General features: G+C 60.6%; 21 protein-coding genes and 1 pseudogene. 9 read left to right on the forward strand and 13 right to left on the reverse strand.

Annotated features, from left to right (window positions below):
• Positions 1-6: 6 nt before the first annotated feature.
• The gene (locus G7A66_RS11280; protein ID WP_174295749.1) at positions 7-930 is read right to left on the reverse strand and encodes a sterol desaturase family protein; all 924 of its coding nucleotides are present in this window, start codon (positions 928-930) and stop codon (positions 7-9) included.
• 5 nt (positions 931-935) lie between these two features.
• Positions 936-1,334, reverse strand: a complete 399-nt coding sequence (locus G7A66_RS11285) for a hypothetical protein (RefSeq protein WP_174295750.1) — start codon at positions 1,332-1,334, stop codon at positions 936-938.
• A 78-nt stretch (positions 1,335-1,412) separates the two neighbouring features.
• Here G7A66_RS11285 and G7A66_RS14660 point away from each other — a divergent pair.
• Positions 1,413-2,867, forward strand: a pseudogene (locus G7A66_RS14660) (amidohydrolase).
• Positions 2,868-2,871: 4 nt separating this feature from the next.
• On the opposite strand, the gene G7A66_RS11295 reads toward G7A66_RS14660, so the two are convergent.
• Both G7A66_RS11295 and G7A66_RS11300 read right to left on the reverse strand, forming a co-directional pair.
• Entirely contained in the window at positions 2,872-3,312 is a 441-nt protein-coding gene (locus tag G7A66_RS11295) for a TIGR01244 family sulfur transferase (RefSeq protein WP_174295751.1), read from the reverse strand.
• Positions 3,309-4,130, reverse strand: coding sequence for a TerC family protein (locus G7A66_RS11300; protein WP_174295752.1), 822 nt, complete (start codon positions 4,128-4,130; stop codon positions 3,309-3,311). The genes G7A66_RS11295 and G7A66_RS11300 overlap by 4 nt, the downstream gene beginning before the upstream one ends.
• A gap of 248 nt (positions 4,131-4,378) precedes the next feature.
• Here G7A66_RS11300 and G7A66_RS14415 point away from each other — a divergent pair, with 248 nt between their 5' ends.
• The 7 genes from G7A66_RS14415 (at position 4,379) to G7A66_RS11335 (ending at position 11,359) form a co-directional block, all read left to right on the forward strand.
• Positions 4,379-5,209 carry a cold-shock protein gene (locus G7A66_RS14415; protein ID WP_174295753.1) on the forward strand — a complete coding sequence of 277 codons (831 nt, stop codon included), beginning with the start codon at positions 4,379-4,381 and terminating at the stop codon, positions 5,207-5,209.
• A 188-nt stretch (positions 5,210-5,397) separates the two neighbouring features.
• Positions 5,398-6,588, forward strand: coding sequence for an aspartate aminotransferase family protein (locus G7A66_RS11310; protein ID WP_174295754.1), 1,191 nt, complete (start codon positions 5,398-5,400; stop codon positions 6,586-6,588).
• Positions 6,588-7,517, forward strand: a complete 930-nt coding sequence (gene argF, locus G7A66_RS11315) for an ornithine carbamoyltransferase (RefSeq protein WP_174295755.1) — start codon at positions 6,588-6,590, stop codon at positions 7,515-7,517. Before G7A66_RS11310 ends, argF begins: the two co-directional genes overlap by 1 nt.
• Positions 7,518-7,572: 55 nt before the next feature.
• Positions 7,573-8,487, forward strand: coding sequence for an Hsp33 family molecular chaperone HslO (gene hslO / locus G7A66_RS11320; protein WP_174295756.1), 915 nt, complete (start codon positions 7,573-7,575; stop codon positions 8,485-8,487).
• 54 nt (positions 8,488-8,541) lie between these two features.
• Positions 8,542-8,991 (forward strand): DUF3617 domain-containing protein, encoded by a 450-nt coding sequence (locus G7A66_RS11325; protein WP_232366823.1) that lies wholly within the window; start codon positions 8,542-8,544, stop codon positions 8,989-8,991.
• 60 nt (positions 8,992-9,051) lie between these two features.
• Positions 9,052-9,741: a 7-cyano-7-deazaguanine synthase QueC gene (gene queC, locus G7A66_RS11330; protein ID WP_174295757.1), complete on the forward strand. Its 690-nt coding sequence runs from the start codon at positions 9,052-9,054 to the stop codon at positions 9,739-9,741.
• 31 nt (positions 9,742-9,772) lie between these two features.
• The gene (locus G7A66_RS11335) at positions 9,773-11,359 is read left to right on the forward strand and encodes an MFS transporter (protein ID WP_174295758.1); all 1,587 of its coding nucleotides are present in this window, start codon (positions 9,773-9,775) and stop codon (positions 11,357-11,359) included.
• Here G7A66_RS11335 and G7A66_RS11340 read toward each other — a convergent pair.
• The 5 genes from G7A66_RS11340 to G7A66_RS11360 all read right to left on the reverse strand — a co-directional run bounded on the left by G7A66_RS11340 (position 11,346) and on the right by G7A66_RS11360 (position 14,658).
• Positions 11,346-11,876, reverse strand: coding sequence for a superoxide dismutase family protein (locus G7A66_RS11340; protein WP_174295759.1), 531 nt, complete (start codon positions 11,874-11,876; stop codon positions 11,346-11,348). The genes G7A66_RS11335 and G7A66_RS11340 overlap by 14 nt on opposite strands.
• 95 nt (positions 11,877-11,971) lie before the next feature.
• Positions 11,972-13,093 (reverse strand): OmpA family protein, encoded by a 1,122-nt coding sequence (locus G7A66_RS11345; protein ID WP_174295760.1) that lies wholly within the window; start codon positions 13,091-13,093, stop codon positions 11,972-11,974.
• Positions 13,094-13,275: 182 nt separating this feature from the next.
• Entirely contained in the window at positions 13,276-13,692 is a 417-nt protein-coding gene (locus G7A66_RS11350) for a DUF2793 domain-containing protein (RefSeq protein ID WP_174295761.1), read from the reverse strand.
• Positions 13,655-14,143: a terminase large subunit domain-containing protein gene (locus tag G7A66_RS11355; protein WP_332310545.1), complete on the reverse strand. Its 489-nt coding sequence runs from the start codon at positions 14,141-14,143 to the stop codon at positions 13,655-13,657. Before G7A66_RS11355 ends, G7A66_RS11350 begins: the two co-directional genes overlap by 38 nt.
• Positions 14,140-14,658 carry a hypothetical protein gene (locus G7A66_RS11360; RefSeq protein WP_174295762.1) on the reverse strand — a complete coding sequence of 173 codons (519 nt, stop codon included), beginning with the start codon at positions 14,656-14,658 and terminating at the stop codon, positions 14,140-14,142. The genes G7A66_RS11355 and G7A66_RS11360 overlap by 4 nt, the downstream gene beginning before the upstream one ends.
• A gap of 249 nt (positions 14,659-14,907) precedes the next feature.
• Here G7A66_RS11360 and G7A66_RS11365 point away from each other — a divergent pair, with 249 nt between their 5' ends.
• Positions 14,908-15,549: a YqaA family protein gene (locus G7A66_RS11365; RefSeq protein WP_174295763.1), complete on the forward strand. Its 642-nt coding sequence runs from the start codon at positions 14,908-14,910 to the stop codon at positions 15,547-15,549.
• Between the two features lie 3 nt (positions 15,550-15,552).
• On the opposite strand, the gene G7A66_RS11370 is transcribed toward G7A66_RS11365, so the two are convergent.
• The 4 genes from G7A66_RS11370 to G7A66_RS11385 form a co-directional block, all read right to left on the reverse strand.
• Positions 15,553-15,984 (reverse strand): OsmC family protein, encoded by a 432-nt coding sequence (locus G7A66_RS11370; RefSeq protein WP_174295764.1) that lies wholly within the window; start codon positions 15,982-15,984, stop codon positions 15,553-15,555.
• A 65-nt stretch (positions 15,985-16,049) separates the two neighbouring features.
• The gene (locus tag G7A66_RS11375) at positions 16,050-16,451 is read right to left on the reverse strand and encodes a YsnF/AvaK domain-containing protein (RefSeq protein WP_174295765.1); all 402 of its coding nucleotides are present in this window, start codon (positions 16,449-16,451) and stop codon (positions 16,050-16,052) included.
• 88 nt (positions 16,452-16,539) lie between these two features.
• Positions 16,540-17,196: a YsnF/AvaK domain-containing protein gene (locus tag G7A66_RS11380; RefSeq protein ID WP_174295766.1), complete on the reverse strand. Its 657-nt coding sequence runs from the start codon at positions 17,194-17,196 to the stop codon at positions 16,540-16,542.
• 53 nt (positions 17,197-17,249) lie between these two features.
• Entirely contained in the window at positions 17,250-17,723 is a 474-nt protein-coding gene (locus G7A66_RS11385) for a hypothetical protein (protein WP_174295767.1), read from the reverse strand.
• Positions 17,724-17,755 lie beyond the last annotated feature (32 nt).

Here is a 17,755-nt window from a genome sequence, read left to right on the forward strand (position 1 = left end):
GCACCGCTAAGGCGAACCTTCGCCATCTTTGTCGTGAATTTCTATCGGAGCCTCTTGCTGGGCGAGCCATTCCTGCCGGATTACCGCGCTGCTCTTCCGCGAACCGTCGTGGCTCCAGCCGGGTTCGCGCCAGAGGTACGACAATTTGTGCCGCCAGGGTGCTGCGTAAACGTCACGTGCCATGCCGATCCATTCATGCAGCACCGCCCAGATCAGGTTAAAGCTGCCAAGCTGTCTGACGATGCCGTAACGCGGCTGCTCCACATCGCTTTCGCGCTCGAATGTGCCGAACATCCGGTCCCAGATAATGAAAGTGCCGGCGAAGTTCCGGTCGAGATAGATGGGATTGGTCGCATGATGTACCCGGTGGTGGCTGGGCGTGTTCATCACCGCCTCGAACCATCTGGGCATCCTGCGCACCGCTTCGGTATGAATCCAGAATTGATAGATCAGGTTCAGCGCGCCGCAGAAGATGATCATGGTCGGGTGGAACCCTGCCAGTGCCAGCGGGAGGCGAAAGACGAAGCTCATCGCGATGAAGCCGGTCCAGCTTTGCCTGAGCGCGGTCGACAGATTGTAGTGCTGGCTGGAATGGTGGTTGACATGACTGGCCCAGAACCAGCGGATGCGATGGGCGCTGCGGTGGAAATAGTAATAAGCGAGATCGTCCAGCACGAAACAGAGCGGCCAGGCCCACCACGCCCAGCCGATCGTGGTCAGGCGTATGTCATAGGCGAGGAAGAGCAGGGCGAGAATCAACCCCCCCGTCAGCGCGCCCGCCACGGTGCTGCCGAGACCGAAGGCGAGGCTGACCGCCGTATCGCGCGTTTCATATGCATGCCGCGCCCGGCGCCGAGCCCAGATCATCTCGGCAAGCACCAGCACCACGAAGGCGGGCACGGCGTAATCGACGGGAGAGAAATCGGGCATGGCGCTCAGTTGCTCCCTCCGATCCGTTTTTCCCAGATGTCGGCTTCGGCACCCAGGTCGAGCGTGACCGTGCCGAATTGCCTGTCCGCCGCATCTATCGTGAGCCGTCCTTCATGGCTGCCTACAACTGCTCCGAAGGTAAGTATTCGCGCAGCATGATGCGTACCATGAACCCGCAGCAGCATGGTTCTGCCGCGCTTGTCGGCAAGAAGGGCCGCATGGCCGCTCGTGTCCAGCGCTACCTCTACAGGCTGGAAGGAATGGTCGGCTTCCTGTGCAAGGCGTCGTGCCTCGGCTTCGTCGCGGATTTCACGCTCGGGGCCTAATTCCAGCTTGCGCACAAGCCAGATCAGCATCGCGACCGCCATCAGCGATCCGCCGAATTGCAGAAGCTGGTCGGGCATTGCGCGGCTTTCCTTCAATCTCGCACTGGCGTTTCGTGCCGGGCTGAGCCTATTAGCGCTCAGATGAGGGGAATTGCCATGAAAACAGCTAGCCGAGCAACTTCGTCATTTGCAGTGCTCGTGTCGGCGCTTGCGCTCGCCGCCGGTTCTGCAAGTGTACAAGCCCAGACCACCGCGTTCGATCCGATTGCCGCCGTAGAGGCGCAGGCCGACCGCACGGCGCAGGTCGCGCGCGATATCTGGGAATTCGCCGAGGTCGGTTATCAGGAAGAGCGTTCGAGTGCCTTGCTGCAAAGCCAGTTGACTGAAGAAGGCTTCTCCATCCGCAAGGGCGTAGCAGGCATTCCCACCGCCTTCGTCGCGGAATATGGCAGCGGCGGCCCGGTCATCGCCATTCTCGCGGAATTCGACGCGCTCCCGGGCCTCAGCCAGTCGGACGATCCGGTCCGGACCGAAGTTGCCGGACGGCACGCCGCCCACGCCTGCGGACACAATCTTTTCGGTGCTGGATCGCTAACGGCTGCGATTGCCGTGGGCCAATGGTTGGAAGCGACGGGCACGCCGGGCCGCGTCAGGCTCTACGGCGCTCCGGCCGAGGAAGGCGGTTCGGGCAAGGTCTACATGGTGCGCGAAGGCCTGTTCGACGATGTGGACGTGGCCCTGCACTGGCACGCCGACGACGAGAACAGCGCCGCTGCCCGCACGACTCTCGCAAATCGCAGCGCCAAGTTTCGCTTCCGCGGCCAGTCCGCTCATGCTGCCGGCGCACCGGATCGCGGGCGGTCGGCGCTGGACGGAGTCGAAGCCTTCAACATGATGGTAAACATGATGCGGGAACATGTCCCGCAGGACTCGCGCATCCACTAGGTCATAACGGAAGGCGGCAACGCGCCGAACGTGGTGCCCGACTTTGCCGAAGTGTTCTATTATGTTCGCCATCCCGATCCCGCCGGGGTGGAGGCGATCTGGAGCCGGTTGGAACAGGCCGCGCGCGGCGCCGCGATGGGAACCGGTGTCGAAGTCGATTGGGAGGTGATCCACGGCAACAATCCGCTGCTGGTGAACGAGGCGCTGGCACGGATGATGGACGGGAAACTGCGGCAAGTGGGCGGCGTCGAATATACGCCGGAAGAACGCGCCTTCGCCGAACGTCTGGCCGTGAGCCTTGGCGATGCAGCGCAGCCGCTTGAGCAGGCGCAGCGGATCGAACCTTATACCTCGTCGCTGGGCTATGGATCGACCGATGTGGGCGATGTTTCCTATGCCGCGCCGACGGTCGGGCTGCGCACCGCCACTTGGGTTCCGGGCACCAGCGCGCATAGCTGGCAATCGGCGGCGGCGAGCGGTTCGTCCATCGGCTTCAAGGGCGCGCAGGTTGCCGCCAAGACCTTGACCCTGGCGGCGGTCGAACTCTTCACGAACCCGCAGTTGCGCGCAGCGGCGAAAGCGGAGTTCGAAGCGGCCAGAGGTGCGGATTACGAGTACAAGTCGCTTCTCGGCGACCGTGATCCGCCGCTCGACTACCGGGACTGACGAATTAGCCAGCGCTGCGGGCGGCGAGGGCTTCCATGGCCGGGCGGACCGGCGCAATGTCGTATCCAGCCGCCGCCGCACTTTCTGCAATGGCGGCTGGGTCATCTCCCTCGGACGCGCGGGCCAGCGCCCATAACAACGTCGAGCGTGTGCCGCTGCGGCAATAGGCCAGGATTTTGCCTTCGGCCTGCTTCAGAGCCGCAGCCATCGCTTCGACTGCCTCGGGTCCGAAACCTGCCTGCCCGATCGGGATGGCTAAATACTCTAGGCCCGCGGCACGCGCGGCCTGGGCGATCGCCGCGCCTGCCGGCTGGCCGGCCTCTTCCCCGTCAGGGCGATTGTTGACGATCAGGGTCACGCCCTGCTCCACCGCCTCCACGATTGCAGCCGCATCGATTTGCGGACTCGCCAGGACCCGGTCCGACAATTTCCTGAAGTCGCTCATGTCGAGGGAGCCTCGAACGGCTCGGCCTCGGCCAGCGCGCGCTGCTTGGCGCGCCTGTCGCGCTGCACCATGTTGAGCAGCTCGACCCCCACCGAGAAACCCATCGCCGCATAGATATAGCCCTTGGGAACGTGAAAGCCGAAGCCATCCGCAATCAGCACGAGGCCGATCATGACCAGGAAGGCCAGCGCCAGCATGACCAGCGTCGGGTTACGGTCGATGAAGCGGGACAGCGGATTGGCGGCCACCAGCATGATACCAACGGTGATGACGACGGCTATTACCATGATGGGAATTTCGTCCGTCATGCCGACCGCCGTCAGGATCGAATCGATGGAGAAGACCATGTCGATGGCGATGATCTGCGCGATGGCTGCGGTGAAGGTGATTTCGGCAGCGCCGCTGGTCTTGTCCAGCAGGTCACCGGATTTGTCCTCCGGCTCCATCGAGTGATGGATTTCCTTGGTCGCCTTCCACAGCAGGAACAGTCCGCCGACAAGCAGGATGAGGTCGCGACCCGAGAAAGCCGTCTCGAACGTCGGCGCGCCATATTCGTTAGGCGTTCCTTCGATGCCAAGATCGAATAACGGCGTCTGCAGGGTGACCAGCCAGCCGATGAGCATCAGCATACCGATTCGCATGACAAGTGCGAGGAGCAGACCGATACGGCGGGCTTTTTCCTGCTGATGCGCAGGCAGTTTGTTCGACAGGATCGCGATGAAGATGAGATTGTCGATACCCAGAACCACTTCCAGAACGATCAACGTGAGAAGGGCCGCCCACGCAGCTGGGTCCGAAAAAAGTGCGAGTATATCCATGCTGCTGCTCCTGCCCAGTCGCGCATCATGGCGCAAGAGCATGGTGCAACCGCCATGCTAAAATGTCACATTTTCGTTTCAGTAGGGGCGAAACCCTTAAATCATTCGCGTGACCAAGTATTTTGCGCTATGATACTGGTTTGAAAGGTGGGGATGCGAAATAATTCGTGTCGCACCAGCTCCGGCGCGGTCCGTCCACGCAGCCGGTTCGGGGAAGAGGACGGCGAGACGAAGGTACGTTCTGGACTATGGGTTACGATAAAGGCCGCCGTGGCCGCGGCAGGGACAAGCGCGACGGATTCGGGGAAGACAGCTTCGACCCCTTCGGTGGCGGCGGTGATAATTTCGGTGGCGGCGGTGACCGTTTCGGCGGAGGCGGCGATCGCTTCGGCGGCGGTGACCGTTTCGGTGGCGGAGGCGGTGGTGATCGCTTCGGCGGCGGAGGCGGCGGTGACCGTTTCGGCGGTGGCGGCAATCGCGGCGGCGGCTTCGGTGGCGGCGCTGGCGGTGGACGCCCGGGCGGCGGTGCTGGAGGCGGCGGGTTCAACCGCATGCCGGCGCAGGTCGTCGGGACCGGCAAGGGAACCGTCAAATTCTTCAACTCGCAGAAAGGCTTCGGCTTCGTTGCGCAGGAAGGCGGCGGCGAGGACGTTTTCGTTCACATCAGCGCTGTCGAACGTGCGGGTCTCGAAGGGCTTGCCGAAGGGCAGGAACTCGAATTCAACCTCGTTGATCGCGGCGGCAAGATCTCCGCTCAGGACCTGCAGGTCGTGGGCGATGTGATTCCTGTCTCCGGCGGCGGTGGTGGCAACGCAGGCGGCGATCGCCCCGAGCGCGGAGCCCCGCAGCGCGAATTGACCGGTGAGAAGGCAACCGGCACGGTCAAGTTCTTCAACGCCATGAAGGGTTTCGGCTTCATCGTTCGTGACGACGGTCAGCCTGATGCTTTCGTACATATCAGCGCGGTAGAACGTTCGGGTCTGCGCGAGATCAATGAAGGCGACAAGTTCGAGTTCGACCTTGAAGTTGATCGCCGCGGCAAGCATTCCGCAGTAAATCTGGTGCCGATCCAGAGTTGATAAATTGGGCAGGTGCGGGGGTTTCTGACCTGCCATCTCGTCTGAACAACGCCGCTTACAATGCGCGCTGACAATGGCGGCTTCCTTGACGGTAGCCGCCATTTGTCGTTTTAGGCGGTGGTCTACCTCGCCGAATTCATCGTTAACCGCGGCGTTCAAAGCACCTAATGTCCGAAGGATGACCCTGCATGACGATCACCCCGCTGATGCCCGTTTACCCCCGTTGCGATGTGCGGCCGGTACGTGGCGAGAACTGTCACCTGATCGATGAAGACGGCACCCGCTATCTGGATTTCGCCAGCGGCATTGCAGTCAATCTGCTCGGCCATTCCCATCCCGGCCTGATTGGCGCCATTCAGCGCCAGGCGGAAACGCTCATGCACGTTTCCAACCTCTATGGCAGCCCGCAAGGCGAGCGGCTTGCTCGGCAACTGGTCGACAACACTTTCGCCGACACGGTCTTCTTCACCAATTCTGGTGCCGAGGCGGTCGAAACCGCCATCAAGACGGCGCGCGCCTATCACCAGTCCGGGGGTGACGAGAACCGAACGGAGCTGATCACCTTTTCCAACGCATTCCACGGACGCACGATGGCCACGATCAGCGCGTCCAATCAGGAAAAAATGCATAAGGGATTCCAGCCGCTGTTGCCGGGCTTCCGCTATGCTGAGTGGAACGATCTGGAATCGGCCAAGGCGCTGATGGGTCCGAATACCGCTGGCTTTCTTGTCGAGCCGATCCAGGGAGAGGGCGGCATCCGCCCTGCAAGCCAGGAGTTCCTGTCCGGGCTAAGAGCTTTGGCCGATGAGCACGATCTCATGCTGGTCATGGATGAAGTGCAATGCGGCGTCGCCCGCACCGGCAGACTTTATGCCCACGAATTGTACGGGGTCACTCCCGACATCATGGCGACTGCAAAGGGCATAGGCGGCGGTTTTCCGCTGGGCGCCTGCCTCGCAACGGAAAAGGCCGCGCGCGGAATGACTTACGGCACCCATGGATCGACTTATGGCGGCAACCCCCTCGCAATGGCTGCCGGCAGCGCCGTCATGGAAGCGGTCGCGAATGAGGAATTTCTGGCAAGTGTCCGGGACAAAGGCGAACGGCTACGCAGCGGGCTCGAACAGTTCATTGGGAATTATCCGGACCTGTTCGAATCCGTACGCGGTGCGGGTCTGATGCTGGGACTGAAGATGAAGGTGGAAAGCCGTCCATTCTTCGTCCACCTGCGTGACAATCACCAGCTTTTGACCGTTGCTGCCGGGGACAACACCTTGCGATTGCTGCCGCCTTTGGTCCTGGACGATGCCGAAATCGAAGAGTTTTTCGCCAAGCTCTCCGCCGGAGCCGACGACTACGTCATCCCGGACGCGGCCTGATGAGCATCCGGCATTTCCTCGATCTATCCGCCGCCGGCTCCGATGCTCTGGCGGCAATGATCGACGATGCCGTTACTCGCAAATCAGCGCGCGCAAACCTGCCGAAGGGAGCACGGGATCCTGATGGGCCGCTCGATGGCAATCTGCTGGCGATGATCTTCGAAAAGAACTCGACACGTACGCGGGTCAGTTTCGACGTCGCCATGCGGCAATTGGGTGGCAGCGCGCTTATCATGGAGGCTGGATCGACGCAGATCGGCAGAGGGGAGAGCGTTGCAGATACGGCGCGCGTCCTGAGCCGGATGGTCGATGCCATCATGATCCGCACCGACGATCACGCCAAGATCGAGGAACTGGCACATTACGCCACGGTGCCGATAATCAACGGCCTAACGGATAGGTCGCATCCGTGTCAGATCATGGCCGACCTGCTGACCCTGGTGGAACATGGCAAGACGCTTCAGGGTCTTGAACTCGCCTGGCTGGGCGATGGGAACAATGTTCTGAATTCCATTCTGGAAGCTGCCGGTTTGCTGAAGTTCAACGTCCGGATAGCCGTTCCGGAAGGGTACGATCCGGACGCGGAGTTCGTAACGGCAGCTCGCAAGAACGGCGCGCGTGTGACAGTCACGCGCGATCCGGTCGAAGCGGCCAGCGATGCCGATGTGATCGTGACCGATACATGGGTCTCGATGGGGCAGGACCACGCCGCGCCGAAACTGGCGGCCATGGCTCCGTATCAGGTCGACAACACCCTGCTGGCGAAAGCCAGACCGGATGCGGTGTTCCTGCACTGCCTTCCCGCGCATGTCGGCGAGGAAGTCAGCGAAACAGTCTTCGAAGGCTCGCAATCGCTGGTGTTCGACGAAGCCGAAAATCGCGTGCATGCACAGAAATCGATTCTGCTCTGGTGTTTCGGAAAGCTCTGAACCGCAGCAGTCCCAAGGTCTTTGAATTGGGACACGCTTACCCATATGAGTGCGGATGACACAAGCTATCCGCACGCCTTCCCGCAGTTCCGAAGAAACCTATGCAGACCAGGTAATGGGGTTCACGATCGCGTCGCGAAACGCACGCGGTCGTGCCGTTAGACTCGACAGATCCATAGATGCGATCCTTGCGGCGCACGATTATCCGCCGGCAATCACCCACTGCCTGGCCGAAGCACTGGTTCTGTCCGCACTGATCGGCAGCCTTCTCAAGGAAGAAGGCAGTCAGATGACGATGCAGGCCCAGACACAGGGTGGCGTAATCCGGCTGCTCGCCTGCGACTATAAGGGCGGCGAATTGCGCGGCTACATAGATTTTGATGCGGATCGGCTGAACGAATTGGGTGCCAACCCTTCGCTGAAATCTCTGTTTGGCGAGGGTTATCTGGCCATGACCTTCGATCGTTCGGGGGGGAAAGGCCGCTATCAAGGTATCGTACCGCTTGAGGGTGAAACTCTGGGGGAGGCTTGCGAGTCCTATTTCGTCCAATCCGAGCAGGTTCCGACGCTGATACGAGTAGCCGTGCAGGCCGGACCGAACGGCTGCGTCGCTGGCGGTCTTCTCGTACAGCACCTTGCAGACGGCGAAGAAGGCCGGGAACGGCTGCACGTACGCCTCGACCATCCCGAGTGGGATCACGTTGCGGTCATGGCGGGCAGTATCCGGCATGACGAATTGGCAGATGCGGATCTTTCTCTTGAAGCTCTCGTCTGGCGACTGTTTCACGAGGAGGATGAAGTAAGGATACAGACGGGCACCAGGCTGGAACGAGGGTGCCGTTGCTCGGTTGAGCATTACCGATCCATCATCTCTCGCTTCCCTGCAGCGGAACAGGATGAGATGAGGGACGACGACGGGAAAATAATGGTGGACTGTGCGTTCTGCTCGAAGACGTTCGAGATTACCTGACGCGCCAGCTTATGCCCGGTCGCCTCTCGTCCGAACGCCAGCCACTGCTTAGGAATGGAAAAGAAGATGATGATCCGTGATTTATCGGAGCGTGTCGGCTCTTTCGGCATGATGCGTTTATTGGCAGCACTGCTCGCCCTACCCGTGGCGATCTCCGGGTATCCAGCGATTGCGCAGGCACCCGAATTGCCGATGTTGAGCAGTGTCGAGCGCGGACTCTGGCAGCTGCGGTACCGTAGCGGTTCTGGTCCGAGAAACGTTTGCGTGAGAAGCGGGCAGGAATTGATCAAGCTGAAGCATGGCGGAAGCGATTGCAGCCGGTTCGTGGTCGAGAATGGGGCGAAGCAGGTGACCGTTCAGTATACATGCCAGGGGAATGGATACGGGCGGACCAGCATCCGTAAGGAGACAGCAAGTCTCGTACAGATCGATAGCCAGGGCATATCAGGCGGCATGCCGTTCGAGCTTTCGGCGGAAGCTCGCCGGACAGGGGCGTGCCGCTAGAGATAGCTGCGCGGAAGAAATGCGTTGTAGGCTGCAGGCCTTCACCCTAGCGCAAGTGACATGAAGTCAACACAGGACAGCATCGCGGTCGTGCTGCTTTCGGGCGGCCTGGACTCCATGGTTTCGGCTGCACTCGCCGCGGAGCAGGGTTTCGCGATCCATGCTCTCACGGTGAATTACGGGCAGCGCCATGCCTGCGAGATCGAAGCTGCAAAACTCATAGCGGAAAAATTGGGCGCCGCGCGCCATATCGTGATGCCGCTGGATATGCGGCCCTTCGGCGGCTCTGCCCTGACGGCTGACATCGCCGTTCCGAAATCCGGTGTGGCGGAGGGGATCCCTGTCACCTATGTTCCGGCACGGAACCTCGTGTTTCTTGCGCTGACCACTGCGTTCGCGGAAGCGAGCAGGTCTTCGGACATATTCATCGGGGTGAACGCTCTGGACTATTCCGGTTATCCCGATTGCCGGCCGGAATTCATCGCTTCTTTCGAGAAAACGGCACGCCTGGCGACCAGAGCGGGGGTCGAAGGTGAAGGGTTTCGCATCCACGCTCCGTTGCAGCATATGAGCAAGGCGGACATCGCCCGCGAAGCGGCGCGCCTCTCGCTTGATCCTGCCTGGAGCTGGTCCTGCTACGATCCCGCGCCCGAGGGCTTGGCCTGCGGCACATGCGACAGTTGTCGCCTGCGCCGAAAGGGCTTTACCGAAGCGGGATTGATGGACAATACTGCCTACGCCGAAGAATAGCCGGCGAACTAGGGCGGACGGGAGAGATCGATTGAACGCAGAGCAGGCTCCACCGGTCACAGCGGATGCAAACCAACCGGTAGCGGCCTATAGCTGGTATGCCCTCAGCGTCCTGGTCCTGGTCTACGTTCTAAATTTCATCGATCGCCAGATACTTTCGATACTCGCGAATGACATCAAGGCCGATCTGGGAGTGGAGGATGACTACCTCGGCTTCCTTTACGGCACGGCATTCGCCGTATTCTATGCGCTTTTCGGTATTCCCCTGGGTAAATTGGCGGATAGCTGGAAACGGGTTCGACTGATGAGCATCGGACTGGCGCTGTGGTCGACGATGACGGCGCTGTCTGGCTTTGCGAAGAATGGCGCAGTGCTGACCTTTGCCCGCGCAGGGGTGGGGATCGGCGAGGCCACGGCAAGCCCCTCTGCCTACTCACTGATTTCCGACTGGTTCCCGGCAAGGCTACGGGCGACGGCTCTCGCCATCTACTCCTCAGGGCTTTACATCGGCGGCGGCATTTCCCTGCTGATCGGCGGTCTGATCGTCGAGAAGTGGAACGAGAGCTATCCGGGAGGTGGACCGTTCGATCTGGCCGGTTGGCAGGTCGCCTTCATCGCTGTGGGTCTGCCAGGCCTGCTGCTGGCCATATGGGTTCTTACGCTGCGCGAGCCTATCCGCGGAGCAATAGACGGATTGCCGACCAAGCACGACCCGCACCCATTTCGCGGATTTTTTCAGGAATTGCTGCAGATCATTCCGCCTTTCACCCTGATCGGTGCTGGCATGCGAGGAATGGGCGCTCTGGCAATCAACATAGCCGGCGGGATTGCAATTGCATGTGTCGCTTGGGCACTGATTGTGCTCACCGGAGTTCGAGACCAGTGGGTCTTCCTCGGCGTGGGGTATTATGCAATCTTCAGCTGGGTCGTCGCCCTGCACTCGCGCGACCTGCCCACGTTCCGCCTTACGTGGGCATCGCCGGCCTTTCTGTGCACGATCCTCGGCTATGGCATGGTGGCGTTCACGGCCTATACGATGTCGTACTGGACCGCTCCTTATGCTGAACGTGTTTTCCTGGTTCCCAAAACCGAACTGGGCCTGGCGATCGGCGCTCCGGCAGCTGTGGCCGGTTTCCTCGGGGTTATTCTCGGCGGCCGTGTCGCCGATTACCTGTTCGAGCGGTATGCTTCAGGCCGCGTCTTCGTCATCATGTTCGGGCTGCTCACGCCGGTGCCCGTAGCATATCTGATGTTTAATACTGACGATCTGACGCTCTTCTACATTCTTGCTTTCATGGCCCAGATGTTGTCGGCATCGGCGCTGGGCGCTGCTGCCGCTACAAGCCAGGCACTGGTCCTGCCGAGGATGCGCGGCATTGCCACCGCGACGTTCTTTCTGGCGACAACCTTGGTGGGACTCGCTCTCGGACCGTTCACGGCTGGCTATGTGTCGGCTTTGAACGGTGATGATCTTGGCAAAGGAGTGCTCGCAACGTTGTGGGCTGCTCCAATCGGCTTCGTATTGCTGTTGGCAGCTATCAGGCTAGTCCCGGCGGCGAGTGCAAACATGGTCCGGATTGCACGCGACGCCGGGGAAGAAGACATTACGAACGGGTAAGGACCCCGCACGCAATACGTGGGCCTGCGTCACCAGCCGGTTCGGTACGATAGTCATCGGGGCCGCTGTGAATCATCACTGCAGTGCCATCTGCATCGAAGATCCAATTCAGCACTTGCGCACGAGTTCCGGTAAGATCGGCGGTCAAGGAAGCCCTGCCGGACGGCTCCACGCGGAGATTTGGAAGGTCTCCAAGGTGCGCGCCAGCGGGATTGAGCGTTCCATGCTCCTGATCAGTCGGGTTCAGGTGCCCGCCGGCTGATGTGAAGTCCGGGCGGGCGCACTGTCCAGTCGTGTGCAGGTGGAAGCCGTGCACGCCAGCGGGAACGGCAGTGGTAGTCACGGCGATTGACATTGTTTCGCCTCGCTCCAGCAGTCGCGCGGTGCCTACCTGTGTACCGTCTGCGTTGATGAGGTCGGCTGTTGCGATCGTCTGCTCAGTCATGTCGCTGAAGGTAGAGCAGCCTGCCAACATCAGTGTCGCAGCGGCGAGGCTTGTCGCTAGATTACGGGTCATGATCTCTCCTGATTATAATCGGAACTATATGACCAACGAAAAAGGGGCCGGATTTCTCCGGCCCCTTTCCTTTTTCTTTTCGCTTGCCGCGAAAATTACATGCCCGAGCCCGGACCGTATGTGATTTCCACACGACGGTTCTGGAGTTCGCGAACACCATCGGCGGTCGGAACGCGGGGGTTTGCTTCACCAAGAGCTTCGCTGTTGATGTTGCTTGTCGGGAGACCGCGACCGGTAAGGTAAGCGCGGACCGAGTCGTTACGACGCTCAGCAAGGCCGAGGTTATAAGCGACGGTACCCGAACGATCGGTGTAACCAGCCAGCATGACCGATGCATTACCGCAATTACGATATGCCGTTGCCGCATTGTCGAGGATCGAAGCCGCTTCCGGCGTGATCGTCGATTCGTCCCAGTTGAAGAAGACGATATACGGACCCGTGTTGCACTGCACCGCAGCCGGGGGCGGCGGGGGAGGCGGCGGCGGGGGAGGCGGCGGCGGGGGCGGCGGCGGCGGCGGGGGCGGCGGGGGAAGGATCTCTTCGCCACCGAAGTTGAACGTCAGCGTTCCCAGAATGGAATGCGTACGCAGCTTACCGTCGATATCCCGGCCCAGAGCGTCGATGAGCTGAACATCTTCCGCCGTGAACATGCGATACTTGAGGCCGACATCCACACTGTCATTCAGAGGAGCGCGAACGCCTGCAAGAATCTGCCAGGCGAAGCCGGTGTCGGAATCATTGAACGCATCCGGAGCCGAAACCTGGATAGAAGAATCCAGATCGGTACGGGCAACGCCCACACCGCCACCCACGAAGCCCTGAAGGCTGTCATCATCGCCGAAATCAGCAAGGCCGTTCAGCATGAAGCTGAGGGCGTTGACCGAACCGTCCGAGGCGAAGGTGCCTGCGCCGGAGGTCCCGTTGCCGACGAGAACGCCACCGGGGCCGACGATCAGATTGTCGATATCCGCATCGCGATAGCTGGCTTCAGCTTCGAGACGAACGGGACCGAAGTCGTAACCGACGATACCGCCGGCGTCGTAGCCGTAGTCCGTGTCAGCCGTGATGGTGTCTGCACCACCATCGACATCAAGATCGATGTCTTCGACGATCATTGCGCCACCATCGAGCTCGACGTACCATTGTCCGTCGCGCGCGAGGGCTGGCGACGCAAGGGCCGTCGAAGCCATCGCCATTCCTATGACGAGTTTCCGCATTAGATAAATCCCCTTTATAGCGAAACTAATTCCACCGAGTGGCGTGTTTTCTAACTTCTCCACCGGAGGGTGGCAAGCGGGCATTCTTCGAGAACTGTTGCAAGAAAGCATCGAATGGCGAAGCCGCTGCAAAAAAGGTGCCGTGAATAAACCCTCCTGTGGCGCCGTAACGAAGCGGATTGTCAATTGTTCCCGGCGGGCGGGGGCAGTAGTTTCGCTGTTTCCAGTGCTTCGATGAGCCTGGCGATAGTATTCCGAGCCTCAAGATCAATGGTGGTGCCGCCCTCTACTGGCGGTATTGCCGGAACCCGTCGCCACCCGTTCGAATAAAACAGGTTCTGTGACGCGGCGTGATCGTGGATCTGCATGCCGGGGGCGGGCTTGATGAAGAGCCAGTTAGCTGCCTGATACCCTGCAATTTCGCCGTCATGCCCGTGCCATGAACCGCTGGCGGAAGCCCCGACGATCCAGCACTCGCCTTCGCGTGGCTCGGCGGGCGGAAGGGCGCTTTCACCTTCGACGCAAGCATGCAGGAGAATATCCGCCAGCGCATGCGCCTCGTTAACAAAGAATTCTTTCTGCGCCTGCCCGGCGAGCATGGCTATGTTGCGGCCCGCGAAGGCTCTCCGGTTCGGCGGCAGAATAGATGGTTGCCTGTGCCCCATTGGCCCAGACGATCCGCTTGCGCGAAGGTTCGAACTCCGGCTGGCGATGCGGCGCGCAGGCGGCGAGTATGCCGCTTTCGCCCTCGACCAGCACCTGCCGCACCTCGCCGATCGAGGCTCCGATCAGCGCGATCCGCGCGTCCGGATTGCGCCGGGCGACCTGCTGCACCCATTCAGCGCCTGCGCGCGTCTTGCCGAAGCCTCGCCCGGCGCAGATCAGCCAGATGCTCCAGTCGCCCGGTGGCGGCAACTGCTCGGGCCGGGCCCACAAGCTCCAGTGCCAGCGCAGATCGTCCCGTTCCTTGTCCGACAGTCCGGATAGGAAGATCATGCGTTCCTCGTGCGGCAGGGTCAGCAAGAAGCGCAGCCGCCCGGTCGCATTCACGATAAAGGCTCGCTGCCGTCCGGCTGTTCACCGCCGCTCACCCGGTATACCCCGTCTTCCTCGACAAGGGCGGTGATGGTCTGCTCGCGCGCCTGCATCGCGTCGAGCTTGGCATTTATCGAAGCGAAGATCGCCTCCTCGTCCTCGATCTCCCGAATGGCGCGTTGCCGCTTCACCGTCTCGCGGTGAGCGGCAAGCAGACGGAAGGCGGTTCCGTTGTCGAACTTGCGCTTGGCGCGTGCCTTTGCCTTGTCGCCGCCCTCCAGTTCTCCGACCCGCAGCCGGTGCAGCAGGTCCATCTCAAGGTTATCATAACCCTCGCACAAGGCGTCGAACCAGGCGGCGGCGAATTCCGGATCCTGCCTGCGAAGGCGATACGGCATGCTGACATCGACCTTGGCGCGCCGTGCGGCGGCGGCCACATTCGATGTCTGGGCCAGCGCATCGAGGAAGCCCTTGCGCCACTGCGGACCGGGCCGCCGGCGCGCTGCACCGGCAGCGGATTTCTTGACCATCGGCCACCCATCCCTGTTGCTGATTGTCGATTAGCGTCGCGAGAGCATACCGAAGTCTGGGCCGAGAGCGCGGCTTCAAGCCTGCTGCCGAGGGGCCGTTTCGATTCGGACTATCGCGATGTTCCTTTTCCCTAACCAAAGAGCGTCACGGTGTCAACATAAAATAACCATAGAGGTTAAATAATGAGCGTTGCGGCGGATTGGTCCCGCGTCTAAGCAGCGCCTTTCCCGCTAACCGATCGAGCCGACATGCTACGCAGCCTTTACAACTGGACGATGGAAAAGGCCGCGCATCGCCATGCGGTCTGGTGGCTTGCCTTCATCTGCTTCATCGAATCGAGCTTCTTCCCCATTCCTCCGCATCCGCTGCTGGGGTTGATGTGCCTGGCGGAACCGAAGAAGGCGCTGCGCTTCGGCATCATCGCCACGGCTGCATCCGTGGCCGGGGCGTTGTTGGGATATGCGATCGGCTATGGGTTGTACGATGCCCTTGGAGCGCAAATCATCACATTTCTGGGTCTGACGGAAAGCTTCCCGGTCGCTGCCTGTTACCTGCGCGAATATGACGTGGAGGTCATTCTCATTGCCGGTGCGACTCCGGTGCCGTTCAAACTTCTGACAATCACCGCCGGCTTCATCGAAATGGCGCTGATCCCCTTCATCCTGGCCAGCATAGCGGGGCGGGGCATGATTTTCATCACGGTCGGCCTGCTGTTCCGCTTGTTCGGGGCGCCGATCAAGCGCTTCATCGACCGGTATCTCGGAATGGTCACGGCCGCTTTCGTGCTGCTGGTGGTGGGCGGCTTCCTGGTTCTGACCCAATTGGGCGATGGGGACAGCGCAGAGCCGTCCCCATGCGATACTGTAACCAGCCCCGACGGCCGGTTGTAGGTTTCAGCTGGTGAAGCTTGTGTCGAGAGTGATCTCGGCGTCCAGCAGCTTCGATACCGGGCAGTTTGCCTTGGCTTCCCTGGCCAGCTCCTCGAACTTGCTCTTGTCCATGCCGTTGACTTTGCCGGTCAGCGTCAGGGCCGATCTCGTGATCTTGAACCCGTCGCCGTCCTTTTCGAGACTGACCTTCGCACTTGTTTCCAGATTGCCTTTCTCATGGCCAGCCTTCGCCAGGGCAAAGGACAGCGCCATGGTGAAACAGCTCGCATGGGCCGCCGCGATCAGTTCCTCGGGATTGGTGCCTGGGGCATCTTCGAAACGGGTGTTGAAGCCGTAGGGCTGGCTGTTCAGCACTCCGCTCTCGGTCGACACATGGCCTTTGCCATCCTTGCCGAGCCCATCGTATTTTGCGCTACCGCTGCGGATCGTTGCCATCTTGATTACTCCAGATCAGGGTCTTTCTCGACATAAGGACGGTCAGGCGCGCTGCCTGTTCCGCCTCATTTGCCGATATCCACCTCGGTACGCCGCAGTTCGACAGTCTTTTCATCCGTAACAGTTTCGCTTGTCTTGCGCAGGTGAATCTCTTCACTGAGCACAAGATGCTTGGTGACGACGAGACGTTCTTCGACCACCGGAATGACTGTCAGATCGCCCTCGCGCCGGATCTCGGGAATGGCATCGACGACGGTATTTACCGGCACACGTTCGACGGAGACCGTTTCCTTCGTGACTTGCTCGGAGACGGTTTCATTGCTGCTTACTGGCCGCGTGGTGACGGTGACGGTCTGCCCTTCGATGATCCGCTTGTCGATTGCCACCCGTTCTTCGACGACAGGGATGGCCACTTCCTCGACCAGCTTGCCGCCCGGTTCGTTCCGGGGGTCTTTTCTGTCTGCCATGATCTGTGTTCCTTGAATGTTGAATACAAAAGGGGCCGGTCACGCAATGGCAACCGGCCCCCGATAGTGTCAGCGAGTTACCTGCCGATCAGCGGCGGGTCTTGCCGTCCCTGTCGACGTCGACTTCGGTGCGGCGAACGGTTTCGTCCACATGTTCCACCCGGTCGTCGGCGGTCTTCTTGACCACCACTTCGTCTGTGACCACGGCCTTCTTGCCGACGACGACTTCTTCGTCGCGTTCGGTCATGGAGACGGTCTTGCCCTTCAGCAGGGCGTCGGCTTCCTTGCCGGTCACGTCACGGTTCACCGGGCGCTTGTCGACCGAGACGTGTTCGTCACGCAGGTGCACGTCTTCGCTCACCTTGTCCTTCACGACATGCGAGGTGACAGTGATGTCGCGGCCATGGTCGGCGACGCGCTTGCCGATGGCAACCTGTTCCTCGACGACGGGGACGACTTCTTCCGAAACCGCGGATCCGCCGGTCTTAGCATGGGCAACCGCTGCTTCGCCATAGACAACCGAATTGTCATGGATGACCAGCGGTTCGACGGCACAGGCACGGCCATCGTCAAGACGAATGGCGGTGACGCGGTTGTGGCTCTTATCGACCAGCAGGTCCTTGATGATGCCGAACTTCTTGCCTTCGGGGCTTACCAGAGGCCGGCCGCGGATGTCCTGCGATTTGTGCTCGAGTTCATAGTGATCGAGCGTGTCGAGATCGTCATAGCGTGAGTCGTGTCGCATAAAAATATTCCTTCTGATTTGTTTCGGGTGGAGTGTCTTTCAGCGTGGAAAGATCAGCTCACCATTTCGATGCTGTCGGCATAGATATAGCGGTCGGTTCCGGCCGGAATTTCCGCCATCACACCTTCGGGAAGCGGATCGCTGGCCGAACGTACCGAACCTTCGATGTTCAGCATCGAACCCGGGTTGATGTCATATTCGCCTTCGGTCGCGTCACCGGGGGTGGGCGTCTGGTCGAACAGGACGAGCATGTTCTGCCCGTTCACGTCGGCATTGAACGCCATGTCGCCAGCAAGCGATGTTACGCGGATGTTGTCCAGATCGACGCTTTCGCCAACCGCCAGCATGCCTGCGCCTGCCGCTACGGGCTCGACCGGTGCGGCCACGACGGCGTCGGTTTCAGCGTATTCGACGGCTTCGTCGTCACTGTCGAGCAGCCACCATGCGAGGAGCGCGAGGATGAGCAGGGCAAGCAATACCCAAAGCCATCCCATGCTGGATTTCTTTTCTACCGGAATTTCAGCCATATGTCTTTCACCTGTTTTTGCCTGTGGATTTA

It is taken from the genome of Alteripontixanthobacter muriae, from assembly GCF_013336795.1.
Taxonomy (GTDB): Bacteria; Pseudomonadota; Alphaproteobacteria; order Sphingomonadales; family Sphingomonadaceae; genus Pseudopontixanthobacter; species Pseudopontixanthobacter muriae.

What these genes read in the sequence shown, in the direction of transcription:
- G7A66_RS11280 (WP_174295749.1), bottom strand. Translation starts at nt 930, where the DNA reads ATGCCCGATTTCTCTCCCGTCGATTACGCCGTGCCCGCCTTCGTGGTG.
- G7A66_RS11285 (WP_174295750.1), bottom strand. Translation starts at nt 1,334, where the DNA reads ATGCCCGACCAGCTTCTGCAATTCGGCGGATCGCTGATGGCGGTCGCG.
- G7A66_RS11295 (WP_174295751.1), bottom strand. Translation starts at nt 3,312, where the DNA reads ATGAGCGACTTCAGGAAATTGTCGGACCGGGTCCTGGCGAGTCCGCAA.
- G7A66_RS11300 (WP_174295752.1), bottom strand. Translation starts at nt 4,130, where the DNA reads ATGGATATACTCGCACTTTTTTCGGACCCAGCTGCGTGGGCGGCCCTT.
- G7A66_RS14415 (WP_174295753.1), top strand. Translation starts at nt 4,379, where the DNA reads ATGGGTTACGATAAAGGCCGCCGTGGCCGCGGCAGGGACAAGCGCGAC.
- G7A66_RS11310 (WP_174295754.1), top strand. Translation starts at nt 5,398, where the DNA reads ATGACGATCACCCCGCTGATGCCCGTTTACCCCCGTTGCGATGTGCGG.
- argF (WP_174295755.1), top strand. Translation starts at nt 6,588, where the DNA reads ATGAGCATCCGGCATTTCCTCGATCTATCCGCCGCCGGCTCCGATGCT.
- hslO (WP_174295756.1), top strand. Translation starts at nt 7,573, where the DNA reads ATGACACAAGCTATCCGCACGCCTTCCCGCAGTTCCGAAGAAACCTAT.
- G7A66_RS11325 (WP_232366823.1), top strand. Translation starts at nt 8,542, where the DNA reads ATGGAAAAGAAGATGATGATCCGTGATTTATCGGAGCGTGTCGGCTCT.
- queC (WP_174295757.1), top strand. Translation starts at nt 9,052, where the DNA reads ATGAAGTCAACACAGGACAGCATCGCGGTCGTGCTGCTTTCGGGCGGC.
- G7A66_RS11340 (WP_174295759.1), bottom strand. Translation starts at nt 11,876, where the DNA reads ATGACCCGTAATCTAGCGACAAGCCTCGCCGCTGCGACACTGATGTTG.
- G7A66_RS11345 (WP_174295760.1), bottom strand. Translation starts at nt 13,093, where the DNA reads ATGCGGAAACTCGTCATAGGAATGGCGATGGCTTCGACGGCCCTTGCG.
- G7A66_RS11350 (WP_174295761.1), bottom strand. Translation starts at nt 13,692, where the DNA reads ATGCTCGCCGGGCAGGCGCAGAAAGAATTCTTTGTTAACGAGGCGCAT.
- G7A66_RS11360 (WP_174295762.1), bottom strand. Translation starts at nt 14,658, where the DNA reads ATGGTCAAGAAATCCGCTGCCGGTGCAGCGCGCCGGCGGCCCGGTCCG.
- G7A66_RS11365 (WP_174295763.1), top strand. Translation starts at nt 14,908, where the DNA reads ATGCTACGCAGCCTTTACAACTGGACGATGGAAAAGGCCGCGCATCGC.
- G7A66_RS11370 (WP_174295764.1), bottom strand. Translation starts at nt 15,984, where the DNA reads ATGGCAACGATCCGCAGCGGTAGCGCAAAATACGATGGGCTCGGCAAG.
- G7A66_RS11375 (WP_174295765.1), bottom strand. Translation starts at nt 16,451, where the DNA reads ATGGCAGACAGAAAAGACCCCCGGAACGAACCGGGCGGCAAGCTGGTC.
- G7A66_RS11380 (WP_174295766.1), bottom strand. Translation starts at nt 17,196, where the DNA reads ATGCGACACGACTCACGCTATGACGATCTCGACACGCTCGATCACTAT.
- G7A66_RS11385 (WP_174295767.1), bottom strand. Translation starts at nt 17,723, where the DNA reads ATGGCTGAAATTCCGGTAGAAAAGAAATCCAGCATGGGATGGCTTTGG.